Origin of the sequence: Kineosporia sp. R_H_3 (assembly GCF_002198675.1) — a bacterium.
Taxonomy (GTDB): domain Bacteria; phylum Actinomycetota; class Actinomycetes; order Actinomycetales; family Kineosporiaceae; genus R-H-3.
The window spans coordinates 24,226-37,040 of the sequence record NZ_MWLL01000152.1; the positions used below are offsets into that span (position 1 = coordinate 24,226).

The 12,815-nt window shown below is 76.0% G+C and carries 11 protein-coding genes; 4 read left to right on the plus strand and 7 right to left on the minus strand.

Going from position 1 to position 12,815, the window contains the following annotated elements:
• Positions 1-18 precede the first annotated feature (18 nt).
• Positions 19-465 (plus strand): PLD nuclease N-terminal domain-containing protein, encoded by a 447-nt coding sequence (locus ECOMGDLI_RS15435; RefSeq protein ID WP_198954888.1) that lies wholly within the window; start codon positions 19-21, stop codon positions 463-465.
• Here the strand turns inward: ECOMGDLI_RS15435 and ECOMGDLI_RS15440 are convergent.
• The gene (locus ECOMGDLI_RS15440) at positions 386-2,632 is read right to left on the minus strand and encodes a metallophosphoesterase family protein (protein WP_088317706.1); all 2,247 of its coding nucleotides are present in this window, start codon (positions 2,630-2,632) and stop codon (positions 386-388) included. The genes ECOMGDLI_RS15435 and ECOMGDLI_RS15440 overlap by 80 nt on opposite strands.
• A 98-nt stretch (positions 2,633-2,730) precedes the next feature.
• A complete protein-coding gene (locus tag ECOMGDLI_RS35945; protein ID WP_143447730.1) occupies positions 2,731-4,050 on the minus strand; it encodes a hypothetical protein in 1,320 nt (439 codons plus the stop codon).
• Between the two features lie 67 nt (positions 4,051-4,117).
• Between ECOMGDLI_RS35945 and menE the strand changes: the two genes are divergently transcribed.
• Together menE and ECOMGDLI_RS15455 are read left to right on the plus strand one after the other, a co-directional pair.
• Positions 4,118-5,350 carry an o-succinylbenzoate--CoA ligase gene (gene menE / locus ECOMGDLI_RS15450; protein WP_143447731.1) on the plus strand — a complete coding sequence of 411 codons (1,233 nt, stop codon included), beginning with the start codon at positions 4,118-4,120 and terminating at the stop codon, positions 5,348-5,350.
• A complete protein-coding gene (locus tag ECOMGDLI_RS15455) occupies positions 5,347-6,327 on the plus strand; it encodes a 1,4-dihydroxy-2-naphthoate polyprenyltransferase (protein WP_088317708.1) in 981 nt (326 codons plus the stop codon). Before menE ends, ECOMGDLI_RS15455 begins: the two co-directional genes overlap by 4 nt.
• On the opposite strand, the gene ECOMGDLI_RS15460 is transcribed toward ECOMGDLI_RS15455, so the two are convergent.
• Complete coding sequence (locus tag ECOMGDLI_RS15460; protein WP_158221017.1) at positions 6,292-6,660, minus strand: DUF4229 domain-containing protein; 369 nt, start codon at positions 6,658-6,660, stop codon at positions 6,292-6,294. The genes ECOMGDLI_RS15455 and ECOMGDLI_RS15460 overlap by 36 nt on opposite strands.
• A 150-nt stretch (positions 6,661-6,810) precedes the next feature.
• Here ECOMGDLI_RS15460 and ECOMGDLI_RS15465 point away from each other — a divergent pair, with 150 nt between their 5' ends.
• A complete protein-coding gene (locus ECOMGDLI_RS15465) occupies positions 6,811-8,838 on the plus strand; it encodes a bifunctional diguanylate cyclase/phosphodiesterase (protein WP_088317710.1) in 2,028 nt (675 codons plus the stop codon).
• 29 nt (positions 8,839-8,867) lie between these two features.
• Here the strand turns inward: ECOMGDLI_RS15465 and ECOMGDLI_RS15470 are convergent, their stop codons facing one another.
• The 4 genes from ECOMGDLI_RS15470 to ECOMGDLI_RS15485 are packed head-to-tail and all read right to left on the minus strand — an operon-like array spanning position 8,868 to position 12,690.
• Positions 8,868-9,254 (minus strand): PLD nuclease N-terminal domain-containing protein, encoded by a 387-nt coding sequence (locus tag ECOMGDLI_RS15470; protein WP_088317767.1) that lies wholly within the window; start codon positions 9,252-9,254, stop codon positions 8,868-8,870.
• Between the two features lie 49 nt (positions 9,255-9,303).
• On the minus strand, positions 9,304-10,284 hold the full coding sequence (gene ccsB / locus ECOMGDLI_RS15475; RefSeq protein WP_233153469.1) for a c-type cytochrome biogenesis protein CcsB: 981 nt from the start codon (positions 10,282-10,284) through the stop codon (positions 9,304-9,306).
• 2 nt (positions 10,285-10,286) lie between these two features.
• The gene (locus tag ECOMGDLI_RS15480; RefSeq protein ID WP_198954889.1) at positions 10,287-11,930 is read right to left on the minus strand and encodes a cytochrome c biogenesis protein ResB; all 1,644 of its coding nucleotides are present in this window, start codon (positions 11,928-11,930) and stop codon (positions 10,287-10,289) included.
• A gap of 16 nt (positions 11,931-11,946) precedes the next feature.
• Positions 11,947-12,690, minus strand: a complete 744-nt coding sequence (locus tag ECOMGDLI_RS15485; protein WP_088317711.1) for a cytochrome c biogenesis CcdA family protein — start codon at positions 12,688-12,690, stop codon at positions 11,947-11,949.
• Positions 12,691-12,815 lie beyond the last annotated feature (125 nt).

Here is a 12,815-nt window from a genome sequence, read left to right on the forward strand (position 1 = left end):
GGGGACGACGTGCTGTTCGTGGCCACGCGTGGCCTGCCGCTGCTCATCGAGGTCGGCCTGCTCATCTACGCGATCGTCGACTGCATCCAGACGCCGGTGCCGCGGAACCTGCCGAAGTGGGCCTGGCTCGTCGTCATCATCGTGCTGCCGCTCTTCGGCTCGATCGCCTGGCTGCTCCTCGGCCGCCCGGACCGGCGCGCCGGCTCGGTGCCGTGGCCCGCGACCGGGACGGCGGGCTACCCCGAGTACGAGCGGCCCGGTCGGACCGGCCGCTCGCTCGCGCCGGACGACGACCCGGAGTTCCTCGCCGGGCTGGCCGCCCGCCGCGAGGACGAGAGCCGGCTCGCGGCCTGGGAGGAGAACCTGCGCCGCCGCGAGGAGGAGCTCAGGCAGGAAGGCTCCCCGGGGGCGTCGGGGACGACCCCTCCGGACGACGCTGCCCCGGAAGGTCCCGCGCGGCAGTGAGCGCCGTGCCCGGCGGCAGGGGCTCGGCATCGGGCCCGTCGACGGGCCCCGCCGCACCGGCGAACGGCCAGGGCAGGTAGCCGCCGTCCAGGTAGCGGGAGTCGTCGGTCTCGAAGCACTCGACGTCGTCCTCGACGTCCGGCAGCGGTTCGGGCAGGTCGTCGCCGAACCGTGGTCCGTCGTCGGGGGTGCCCTGCGGCGCGTCGTCCGGGGCGTCCTCCGGGAGGTCCTCGTGGACGTCGTCCGGGGCGTCCTCCGGGACGTCGTCCTGCGGCACGGGGAGCACGAGGTCGAGCGCGAGCTGGCCGTCGGACGCGCCGTCCGGCCGGTCCTCGTCGCTGCGGCGGGGCAGGGACGCCGGGTCGGCGGTGAGCAGGTCGAGGGCCAGGGCGCCGGCGAGGAGCGGGTCGGGGAGCCGGCCCAGGGCGTCGGCCCCCGAGCGTTCGAGGTCCTCCGCCGCGAGCGCCGCGCGGGTCGCCTCGGCGAGGACGTCGGCCCGCCGGCGGGCGGCCGCGTCCCGGTCCGCCGGTGAGGGCCCGGACCACACGGGCGCCGGCTCCGGCGCCGGCTCGTCGCGGCCGCCGAGCAGCACCGCCCCGGCGAGCCCGGCGCCGACGACCCCGCCGGCCGCGACGAGGAGGTTCGTGCCGTTGCGGGTCACCCAGCTCGCGGTGTCACGCGTCAGGGTGACGTCGTCGAGGACGGCACCGTCGACGGTGACCATCCGCACCCGCATCGTCGCCGACCACGCGACGGGCCCGGGGTCGACGTCCACGACGAGGAACGAGTGCCCGGTGTACCGGACCCGCGACCAGCCGACGGTCTCGGTCGTCAGCGTGCCGTTGCCGGCGACGAGCCGGGCGTCGAACTCCGGCGGCGCGACGTCCCGGACCATCGTGTTGCGGTCGGCGACGGCGAAGCCGTTGAGGCCCATGCCGCCGCCGCCCGCGCAGATGTACGTCGTCCCGGCGTCCGCGCTCGCGACGACGGAGCCGGCCGGTGCCTCGACCGCCGCGACCCCGGCGCGGATCGGGTCGGTGCGCTCGTAGACGTGGTTGTGGCCGCTGATGACGAGGTCGACGCCGAACTCGTCGAAGAGCGGCCCGAGCGTCGAGCGGACCCCCTCGTCCGAGCCGTGCTCGGCCGCGGTGGCGTACGCGCAGTGGTGCAGCACCGCGACGACGAAGTCGACGTCGGGGTCGGAGCGCAGCGCCGCGAGCCGTTCCCGCACCCACAGCAGCTGACGGCCCTGGGAGTAGTCGCGGTTCGCGGGCAGCTCGGCCGTGAGGTCGTTGGAGTCCGCGACGAGGAAGCCGACCCGGCCGTACGTGTACGTGTAGGCCGTGGGACAGGCCGACGGGCCGTTGGTCGGCAGCGCGAACCGGGTCGTGAGACCGCCGTAGCCGTGCCCGTCGTAGAGCATCTCGATGTCGTGGTTGCCCGCCGCGACCATCCACGGCACGTGCGCGGCGACAGGTTCGATCTGCCGGAAGTAGGCGTCCCACCGGGTGGGCTCGTAGTCGTCCGTCGCCTCGCCGCGACCGCTCGCGTCGGCGTAGGAGATGTCGCCGGCGAGCAGGTGGAAGGCCGGGTCGAACTTCAGCATCACCTGCTCGAGGGAGACCGCCCAGCTCGAGACGCTCTGGTCGCCGAACGCCGTGAAGCTGAACCGGGCACGGTCCGCCGGCTCGGGCGCCGTCCGGAACGTCGCGTCGTTCGAGGCGACGCCGCCGTCGTGGACGACCTGGTAGTGGTACGTCGTGCCGGGTGTGAGACCGCCGAGGTCGGCGCCCGCGTAGTACTGCTCGACGACGCGGCCGTTCGGCATGACCGTCCGCAGCACCTCGAGCGCGGCCGGCACGTCGTTGCCGTACCCGACGTCCGAGCCGTACCGGACGGCGGCGCCCGTCACCGGCCCGCCCACCTGCCAGCGGACCCGGACCTGCGTGCGCGGGTCCTCGCCGAACGCGAGCCAGCGGGCGAGCAGCGGGACCGTGCCCGACGACACCGCCCCCGCGCGCGGGGCGAGCAGCACCGGTCCGGCCCCCAGGGCACCGGTGACCGCGGCGGCGCGCAGCAGCCCGCGACGGCTGAGCACGCCGCGCAGCACGCTGTGCCGCTCGGCCGTGCTCATCCGCGCCAGCTCGTCGGCGCTCAGCCGGCCCACCCGGTGCACCCCCTCCGCCCGCGCGGTCGTGCGCGGGCCCCTCGGGGAGGTTGTCGGCAGCCGGTGGCCCGGTCTGGACCCCTCTGCGGGCGAGGGCCTCAGCCCTGGGCCGTGTGCAGGACGCGGTGCCGCAGGGCCGCGCGGAACAGGTCGCCGGCGCCCGGGCGGGCCTGGAGGCGGCGGTCGAGGAGGGCGCCGCTCTCCTCGACGAGCTCGAGCCAGCGCAGCTCGCGCAGGACCGCGAAGAACAGCGGCGCGGTGTCGACGCCGACCGGGTCGCGGCGTCCGGCGAGGCGCCAGCCGGACTCGGCGACGACGGACTGGACGAGGGCGCGGACGTCCTGCTCGGGGACGCTGTCGCCCGGCTCGAGGACGGCCAGCACGACCTCCCACGCCGTCGCGAGCGCGGAGTCCTCCGGGCCCACGAGACCGGCGGCGACCTCGAGCCACAGGGTGCGGCCGTCCGCGACGGCGGCGCGGCCGCTCTGGGTGCGCACGAGCCGGCCGGACCGGCGGCGGACGAGCCCGAGCCGGGTCGCGGACTCGCGCAGCACGAGCACCGGGTACGCGTCGACCTCGCGGGAGGCCGGGCCGACGATCTCGTCGCGCCAGCCGAGCTCGTCGAGCGCGCGGGCGACGGTGCGCGGGGGCAGGTAGCCGGCGGCGGTGAGCGGGAGGCCGTCCTCGTGGATCTCGGTGAGCAGCCAGTCCATCGGGCGCAGCAGCGAGCGGGCCGGGGCGGCCATCCCGGGGTCGACGCGGCTCAGCAGGCGGCGCTCGAGCGGCGCGAGCAGACCGGTCCGGGTCGTCGAGCGGGGCCGGCGGACCCAGCGGTGCACCCGCTCGGCGACGAGCGCCTCGTACGGCGGCCGGTCGTCGAACGCCGGGTGCGGGGTCGTGAGGACGGCGAGGGTCAGCTCGGCCTGCTGGTCACGCCAGCCCCGGGTGCCGGGCTGCAGGTCGCCGAGGACGACGGCGATCTCGAGCCGGTCCGCGACGAGCTCGTAGAGGGTCGCCTCGACCGGGCCGCACCGGCCGCGCCACGTCACGAGCTCGGTGTCCGGCGGGTGGATCCCGGAGCGCTGCGACGCCCGGTCGGCGAGGGTGTGGCCGCCGCCGTTCGACTGGTCGGCGGCGAGGAGCACCTCGCGCGTCGTGCTGCTGCGCGCGATGCCGGCGTACCGGCCGAGGCCCAGCCCGTCGAGCAGGGCCGCGAGCCCTTCGGCGAGCGGCCAGCGCCGGCCCGCGAGGCGGTCGGCCGCGGCGAGCTCGAACCAGCAGAACTGCTGGACCCGCCACTGGGTCACGGTCTCCGGTCCGCCGCCCCCCGAGAGCGCCTCCCAGGCGAGGCGGGCGTGGTCCACGAGCCGGGTATCCGTTCGTCCCAGCTCGGCGAGCGCCTCCTCGACCGACAGCACCCGGTCAGCCTGCCACCGCGGGCGGGCCGCTCGTCGGCGGCGCGCGGGCGACTCCTACTCTGGGGCTGTGAGCCGCGTCCTCGAACCCGTCGCGATCGCGTCGGACGAGTCCGTGCTCGACGTCCTGCCGCGGTTGCGGGCCGCGCTGTCCGGTGCCGGACCCGCTCTCCTCCCGTACGACGCGGACGCCGCACCCGCTCCGGCGCTGCGCCCCGGCGAGCCGCTGGACGGCGACGAGGACGACCCGGCGGACCCGACGGTCGCCGTCGTCACGACGTCCGGCTCGACGGGCGCCGCCAAAGGTGTACTGCTGCATGCGTCGGCGCTGCTCGCCTCGGTCTCGGCGACCCACGACCGGCTCGGCGGCGCGGGCCGCTGGCTGCTCGCCCTGCCGGCGCAGCACGTCGCGGGCCTGCAGGTGCTGCTGCGCGCGCTCGTCGGGGGCGGCCCGCCGGTCGTGCTCGACCTCACGCGGGGCTTCCGGCCCGACGACTTCGCCGACGCGGCCGCCCGGATGCGCGGCCCGCGCCGGTACACCTCGCTCGTGCCGACCCAGCTCGTCCGGCTGCTCGACGCCGGCGGCCCGGGCCTGGCCGCGCTCACCGGCTTCGACGCCGTCCTCGTCGGGGGTGCGGCCACCGCGCCGAGCCTGCAGGAGCGGGCGCGTGCGGCCGGCGTCCGGCTCGTGACGACGTACGGCATGAGCGAGACGTGCGGCGGGTGCGTGTACGACGGCGTGCCGCTCGACGGGGTCCGGGTCCGGCTCGCTCCTGAGGGCAGTGCAGGTGGGGCGACCGGCGCCGACGGCCGGGTGCTGCTCGGCGGGCCGGTGCTCGCGCGCGGCTACCGCGGGCGGTCCGCGGACGACGGCTCGGCGGCGGGCGGCTTCTTCGTCGCGGACGGCGCGCGCTGGTTCGCGACGGACGACGCCGGTCGGCTGCCCGACGGCGGCCGCCTGGACCTGCTCGGGCGGCTCGACGACGTCGTGACGACCGGCGGTCTCAAGGTCGCGCCGGCCGCCGTCGAGGCCGCGTTGCTGCGCCTGCCCGGTGTCACGGAGGCGGTCGTCGTGGGCGTGCCGGACGCCGAGTGGGGCCAGCGCGTCGTCGCGGCCCTCGTGCTCGCCGACGGCGCGACCGCGCCGTCGATGGCGCAGGTGCGCGAGCGGGTGTCGGCCGACGTCACCGCCCGCGCGACGCCCCGCCAGCTGCTCGTGCTCGACCGGATGCCGCTGCGCGGACCCGGCAAGCCGGACCGGACGGCGCTCGCGCGCCTCGCGACCCTGGGAGACCGCGGGTGACCCCCGACGACACGACAGACCGCACCGGTGCGACGACGGGCGGGACGGCGCCCCGGGCCACGCCCGCCCAGTGGCTCGAGGGCGCCCGGCCCCGGACGCTGCCCGCCGCCGTCGCCCCGGTCCTCGTCGGCACCGGCGCCGCGGCGGGCACCCTGCGCGCCGGGCTCTTCGAACCGCCGTACCCCGGTGACCTGTGGGGCGGGCCCGAGGCCGTCCGGGCCGTGCTCGCGCTCGTCGTCGCGCTCGCCCTCCAGGTCGCCGTGAACTACGCGAACGACTACTCCGACGGCATCCGCGGGACGGACGACGACCGGGTCGGCCCGTTCCGGCTCACCGGCTCGGGCGCGGCCGCCCCGGCGGCGGTCAAGCGGGCGGCCTTCCTCGCGTTCGGCGTCGCCGCGGCCGCCGGGCTCGCGCTCGTCGCGGTCTCCGGTGCCTGGTGGCTCGTCGCCGTCGGCGCCGCGAGCATCCTCGCCGCCTGGTACTACACCGGCGGCACACGGCCCTACGGCTACGCCGGCCTCGGCGAGGTCTTCGTCTTCGTCTTCTTCGGGCTCGTCGCCGTCCTCGGGACGGCGTACACCCAGGCCGGGTCGGTCGACCTGCCTGCGGTGCTCGGCGCGGTCGGCGTCGGGGCGCTCGCCTGCGCGATCCTCGTCGCGAACAACCTGCGGGACATCCCGACGGACGCGGTCGCCGGCAAGCGGACGCTCGCCGTCCGGCTCGGCGACGCCCGCACCAGGGCCCTGTACGCCGGGCTCGTCGCCGTCGCGTTCGTCGTCGCGGCGGTCTGCGCCGCTTCGGGGCGGCCCTGGGCGATGGTCGTCGTCGCCGCGGCGCCGTTCGCCGTCGTGCCGCTGCGGGCGGTCCTCGGCGGTGCGACCGGGCGGGCCCTGCTGCCGGTGCTGCGGGACACCGGCCGGCTCGAGCTCGTCTACGGGCTACTGCTGGGCGCCGGGCTGGCCTTCCTCGGCTGAGCCCTCGCGGGCCGCCTCCCGGCGCGCAGCCTCGTCCTGCCGGGCGAGCGCGGCGTCCGCGGCGGCGTCCTCGACGGCGTCGTCCTCGGCCCGGCGGCGGGACCCTGCGGAGGGCTTCGCCCCGCCCGCCTCGAGCCGGCGCTGGACACGGTCCTGGATCGTGCCGGCGAGCTCCTCGCGGGGGCCGCGCAGGAGCACGTACGACAGGAGCGCGGAGACGACCGCGGCGAGCACGACCGCCAGCAGCATCTCGGCGCCGAGCCAGGAGAAGGTCACCAGGGCGACGAGGAACAGCGCGAGCCTGAGCACGGAGAACTTGAGGAACGGCACCACGCCCACAGCCTACGGTGCGCGACGGCGTCGCCCGGACGGCTCAAGACCCGGGGGGCGTGATCCGACATCTACCCGGACGCACCGTGAGCGCGGTGCGCCGGACAGACCCGTCACCCGCCGAACCACGATGTCGCCGAGCTGGGGCCGAACATGAACGCGAAGGTCACGAACGCCGCCGTCCAGGCGTCCGCGGACGCCCTCGAGGAGCTGCCCGTCCAGGCAGGCAGCCCCGTAGCGACGGGTTTCGACGCGATCCCCGGCTTCGCCGAGCTCGTGAGCCACGAGGCGACCGGCGGCCAGGGACTCGGGACCCGCGACGCCACCCGCTACGAGGCGCTCGCGCTCGGGGCGATGGCCGGCGCGTCGATGCCCGCCGTCTGGATCTCCCACGGCCGCCCGACGGCCTGGGTCGCCGTCGCGGCCCTCGCCGTCACCGCGGCCTCCGCCCTGCACCCGCGGCTGTCCGCCGGCACCTTCGGCCGCGGTTGCGCGGCGCTCACCGCCGCGGCGCTGCTCGCCGTCTCCGCCCCCGACCTCGCGACCGTCGCGGCGCTGTGGTCCGTCGTCGTCGTCGGCGTGCTGACGACCCGGCTGCCCGGCGACACCGGCTGGCTGCTCACCGCCGCCGGCGGCGGCATGCTCGCGATGCTCGAGACCGTGCTCTCCCTCATGGCCGAGCCGCTGGGCGTCTCCGCCGGCCCGAGCGGGGTGCTCCTCGCCGGTGCCGCGGGCACGATCGGCGCCGGCACCGTCGGCAGCGCCGTCGCGCACCGGCTCGCGCTCGGCGGCACCGGCTGGACCCTCGACGCCGGCTTCGACGGCGACCGGATGTGGTCCGGGGCGGGGACGTCGGCCGCGGTCGTCCCCGTCGCCGGCGGGCCGAGCACCGACCCGCTCACCGGGATGGCGACCCGCGGCGTCCTGCTGCGCGGCATCACCCGGGCGCTCGCCCGGGTCGACGTCATCGGCGGCCGGGTGGCCCTGTTCGTCCTCGACGTCGACCGGTTCGACGTCGTCGCCCAGAAGCACGGCGACAAGCGGGCCAACGAGGTGCTCCGGCACCTGGCCCGCCGGCTGCGCGCCGCGATGCCGGCCGAGGACGTCGTCGCGCGCGTCGGGCCGACCACGTTCGCCGTCCTCGTCGAGGGCGTCGGGCCGGACGGCTGCGAGTCGATGGTCCACCGGATGGCGGCGCTGCTCGAGGAGGAGATGCTCGTCGGCGGCGCCCTGGTGTCCGTCACCTGCTCGGTCGGCACCGCGATCGCGGACGCCGACCTCGCCAGCCCCGAGCGCCTCCTGCGGGCCGCGAGCACCGCGATGCACGCCGCCCAGACCGCCGGCCGCGGCCGCTGGGTGCACCACGACCCGGCGATGGCCGCGCACGACGCGACCCGCGAGGGCATCGAGGACGACCTGCGCGCGGCCGTCGCCGACGGCGACATCGACATCGCGGTGCAGGGCATCGTCGACCTCGCCGCGGACCCGTCGTCCGACCGGACCGGCGGCGTCGAGGTGCTCGCCCGCTGGACCCGCCCGGACGGCACGACCGTGCCGCCGCAGCACTTCGTCGCCGTCGCCGAGGAGCTGGGCATCGGCTCGCGGCTCGGCGAGATCGTCCTCGACCGGGCGCTCGACCTGCTCGTGCAGTGGGGCGCGACCGACGTCCCCGCGGACGACGAGGCCTCGACCGGGCCGCGCTACGTGGCCGTGAACCTGTCGCGCAGCCAGCTCGAGGACCCGGGGTTCGCGCGGGCCGTCGCCGACCGGCTCGCCGCCCGCGGCGTCGCGCCGTCCCGGCTGTCCGTCGAGGTGAGCGCCGTGACCTTCGTCGACACCGACCAGGCCCGCCGCACCCTCGGCATGCTGCGCTCGCTCGGCGTCGGGGTGGCCGTCGACGACTTCGGCCGCGGCTCGCTCGGCCTGCTCGCGCTGCGCCAGCTCCCCGTGGACACGGTCAAGGTCGACCGTCAGGTGACGATGGACCTCGGCCGCGACGACACCGTCGCCGCGACCGTGCTCACGCTGTGCCGGGCGATGGGACGGCGCTGCGTCGCCGAGGGCGTCGAGTCGACGTCCCAGCTCGAGGCGGCCCGCCGGCTCGGGATGGACGGCGCGCAGGGCTTCCTGCTCGGGCGCCCGATGCCGCCGGCGGCGACGCCGCCGCGGCACGTGGGGTAGGACCGGCCGCAGGCAGGGTCGGTCAGAGGTCAGTCCGGGGTGGAGGTGTCGCCGGTGTCCCGGCGCTCCTTCTCCTCGCGGCGCTGCTCCTTCTCCTCGCGGCGCTGCTCCTTGGCCTGCCGGCGGCGCTCCTCGCGCTCGGCGCGGCGCTGCTCGCGGGTCTGCTGCTCGAGGGAGCGCAGGAAGTCCGGGTCGTCGTCCGGCGCGAGCACCCGGGGGCCGCGGCCCGCGGCGCCCGGCGCCTTGGGCGCGCCGTAGACGAGCCAGGCGATCCCGCCGACGAGCGGGACGAGGATCACGAGGAACCACAGCGGTCTCGGCAGCCCGCGCACCTCTCGCTCGTCGCTGCGCCAGCAGTCGACGAGCCCGTAGATCATCACCCCGACGGTGATGAGCCCGACGATCGCCTGTCCCATGCCGTCCACTGTAAGTCGTCCGCGCGGACCCGGCGTCCCGGGCCCCTGGTCACTTCGCGTAGGAGTGCAGCCCCACGAAGAAGATGTTGACCACGAGGAAGTTGAACAGGATGCAGCCGTACCCGGCCAGCGCCAGGTACGCCGAGCGGCGGCCGTCCCAGCCACGGGTCGCGCGGGCGTGCAGGTACCCCGCGTAGACGACCCAGATGACGAAGGACCAGACCTCCTTCGGGTCCCAGTTCCAGTAGCGGCCCCAGGCGTGCTCGGCCCAGATCGCACCGGCCATGACGGTGAAGGTCCACAGCGGGAACGCGATCGCGTGCAGCCGGTACGACGAGCGCTCGAGCTCGACCGAGCCCGGCAGGTTGTCCATGAAGCGGCCGCGCGCGGGCGGGTTCCCGGCGGCGCGGGCGAGCTCGCGGCGCTCCTGCACGAGCTGGAGCACGGTCGTGGAGAACGCCAGCGTGAACAGGGCGGACGCGATGAACGCCACGGAGACGTGGATGACGAGCCAGAAGCTCTGCAGCGCCGGCACGAGCTGGGCGGCCCGGGTGTAGAGCACTGTGACCGCCAGGCCGAGGGTGAGCAGCACCGGGCCGACGACGAAGGTGCCGAGGTAGCGCACGTCCCGGCGGCTGAGCACCGCGAGGTAGACGGCGGTCACGACGACCGCGCCGCTCACCGAGAACTCGTACATGTTGCCCCAGGGGGCGCGGTGGACCGAGGCCCCGCGGGCGACGACGCCGCCGAGGTGCAGGGCGAACGCGAGCCAGGTGAGGGCGACGGCGATGCCGCCGATCTTGGTGCGCGGGCGCGACCGCGGCTCGTCGGCCGAGGCGGACGGCGTGACGGACGCCACGTCCCTGACGGGCTCTCCGTCCGGGCCGACGAGCACCTTGCCCTCGCCCTCGACACGGGCGCCGCGGCCGGACAGGTCCACCGCGAAGGCCGCCATCGCGCCGGTGTAGACGGCCATCGCCGAGTACACGAGCTGGTTGGACAGGGTTGCGAGCGTCGCGTCGACGGCCACCGTCACTCCTCGTCGTCCTGGTGCTGCGGGTCGTGCTGGTGCTTCGGGTCGTGCTGCTGCGGGCCCGGGACGATCTCCGCGAGGACCTCGCGGACGAGCGGTTCCAGGGCGGTGTCGTCGCCGCGGGACAGCCCCGCCACCTCGACCACGGTACGGCCCTCGCCGTCCGTCGACACCCGGGCCCACAGGCGCCGGCGGCGGACGAAGAGGGACGCCGTGAGGCCGGCGAGGGCGAGCACGGCGAAGCCGAGGACCCAGCCCTTCGCGGGGTCGTACCGGATGTCCAGGGCGGCGTAGCGCTTGATCCCGTCGAAGGTCACCGAGCCCGCGCCGTCCGGCAGGTCGAACGTCGTGCCGGGCGCGAGCAGGATCCGCAGCGGCTCGCCCGAGTCGTCGGTGAGCTGCGTGAGGTCCTTGTCGTCGAACTCGTAGACCGACTGCGGGACGCCGCTGTCGAGACCGAGGCCGTCGACGCCGGGCGCGGAGACGTACGCGGTGAGGAACAGCCGCGGGTCGGTGAGGCCGGGGAAGATCGAGATCGGCCCCTTGACCGGGTCGACGACGGACGTCGGGAGGAAGAGCCCGCGCAGCGCGATCTGCCGCGGCTGGGCGTCGGGCACCTTGACGACGCCGAGGCTCGTGTACTGGGCGTCCCGGGGCAGGAACGGGACCGCGCCGCTGAACGCGACGTTCCCCTCGCCGTCCCGCACCGTGAGCACCGGCGCGTACCCGTTGCCCACGAGGAAGAGCCGGGTGCCGCCGACGTCGACCGGCTGGTTGACCCGCAGGGTCCGGGTGGACGGCGGGCCGCCCGCGTCGGCGACGGTGACCGCGCCGGTGAACATCCGCGGGGCGCCGAGCTGGCCGCCGCCGGAGCCGTCGTCGAAGTCGACCTTCAGGGAGTCGAGGGTCAGGGTGAACGGCGGCAGGTCACCGGTGTCGACCCGGCTGCCGGCCGACAGCGTGTTGTACATGACCGCGACGTTGGAGAACGGCTGCCCCTCGACGACCGTGACCTGGCCGGAGTAGCCGACGAGCGTGCCCGCCGCGATCGAGACGAGCAGCCCGAGGAGCGCGAGGTGGAAGGCGAGGTTGCCGGTCTCGGCCGTGTACCCCTTCTCCGCCGCCAGGCTCGTGCCGCCGTCATGCTCGGCGAGCCGGAAACGCCTGCGGCGCAACGCCGTCCGGGCCTTCTCGAGCATCTCCTCCGGCGATCCGTCGACCGTGGCCGAGGCGTGCGCGGGGAGCCGCTCGAGCCGGCGCGGGGTGCGCGGCGGCGCGCTGCGGGCGCTCTTCCAGTGCTGCTTCGCCCGCGGCACGACGCAGCCGACGAGCGAGACGAACAGGAGCAGGTAGATCGCCGAGAACCACGGCGAGGAGTAGACGTCGAAGGCGCCGAGCCGGTCGAGCCACGGGCCGCTCGTCGTGTGCTCGGCGAGGTAGCCGTCGACCTTCGTCGGGTCGATGCGGCGCTGCGGGAAGACCGAGCCGGGGACGGCGGCGACCGCGAGCAGCATGAGCAGGAGCAGCGCGACCCGCATGCTCGTCAGCTGGCGCCAGGCCCAGCGCGCCCAGCCGGCCGGGCCCAGCGGCGGCAACCGCACCGGCTCGGGCTGCGCGGTCTCGGGGAGCATCGTGTCGGTCATCGTGCGCTCGTCACCCTCACAGCACGGTCTCGTAGCCGGCGATCGAGCCCTGGACCGACTGGATCCACTGGCCCCACAGGCCCGTCACGAGGAGGACCCCGACGACGACGAGCACTCCCCCGCCGAACCGGGTCACGGCGACCCGGTGCCGGCGGACGACGTCGAAGGCGCCCATGGCGCGCCGGTAGGCCAGCCCGGCGGCGACGAACGGCAGACCCAGGCCGACGCAGTACGCGGCGCCGAGGAGGGCGCCGCGGGTCGCGGTGCCGTCGATGAGGCTGAGGCTGACGATCACGGTGAGGGTCGGCCCCGTGCACGCCGTCCAGCCGACGCCGAAGACGACGCCGAGCAGGGGCGCGGCGGCCAGGCCGGCGGCGGGGCGGACGTCGAGCCGCTTGGTGCTCTGGAGCACCGGCAGCGCCCCCAGGTAGACCAGCCCGAGCCCGATCGTGACCGCGCCCAGGACGCGCTCGACCGCCGTCCGGTGCTCGAGGAGCGCGCCGCCGAGGGCGCCCGCGGTGAGCCCGACGAGCACGAACACGACGCTGAACCCGGCCACGAACAGGAGCATCCCGGCGACCATCCGGCCGCGCCGCTGCTTCTCGAGGTCGACGCCGGTGAGCCCGGTGACGTACCCGAGGTAGCCGGGCACGAGCGGCAGGACGCACGGCGAGAGGAACGACACGAGGCCCGCCGCGACCGCGATCGGCAGCGCGAGCACGAGCGAGCCGTCGAGGACGGTCTGGCTCAGGTCGCTCACGGTGTTGTCCGGTCGCGCGGGCGACGGCGCTCAGGTCCGCGCCTTCCCTCCTCGTTCGCAGACCAAGAGCGGGTCTGCTCTCTCGTCAGTCCAGGCACGGCCGCGCCGCCTCCCGCGCTCATCGT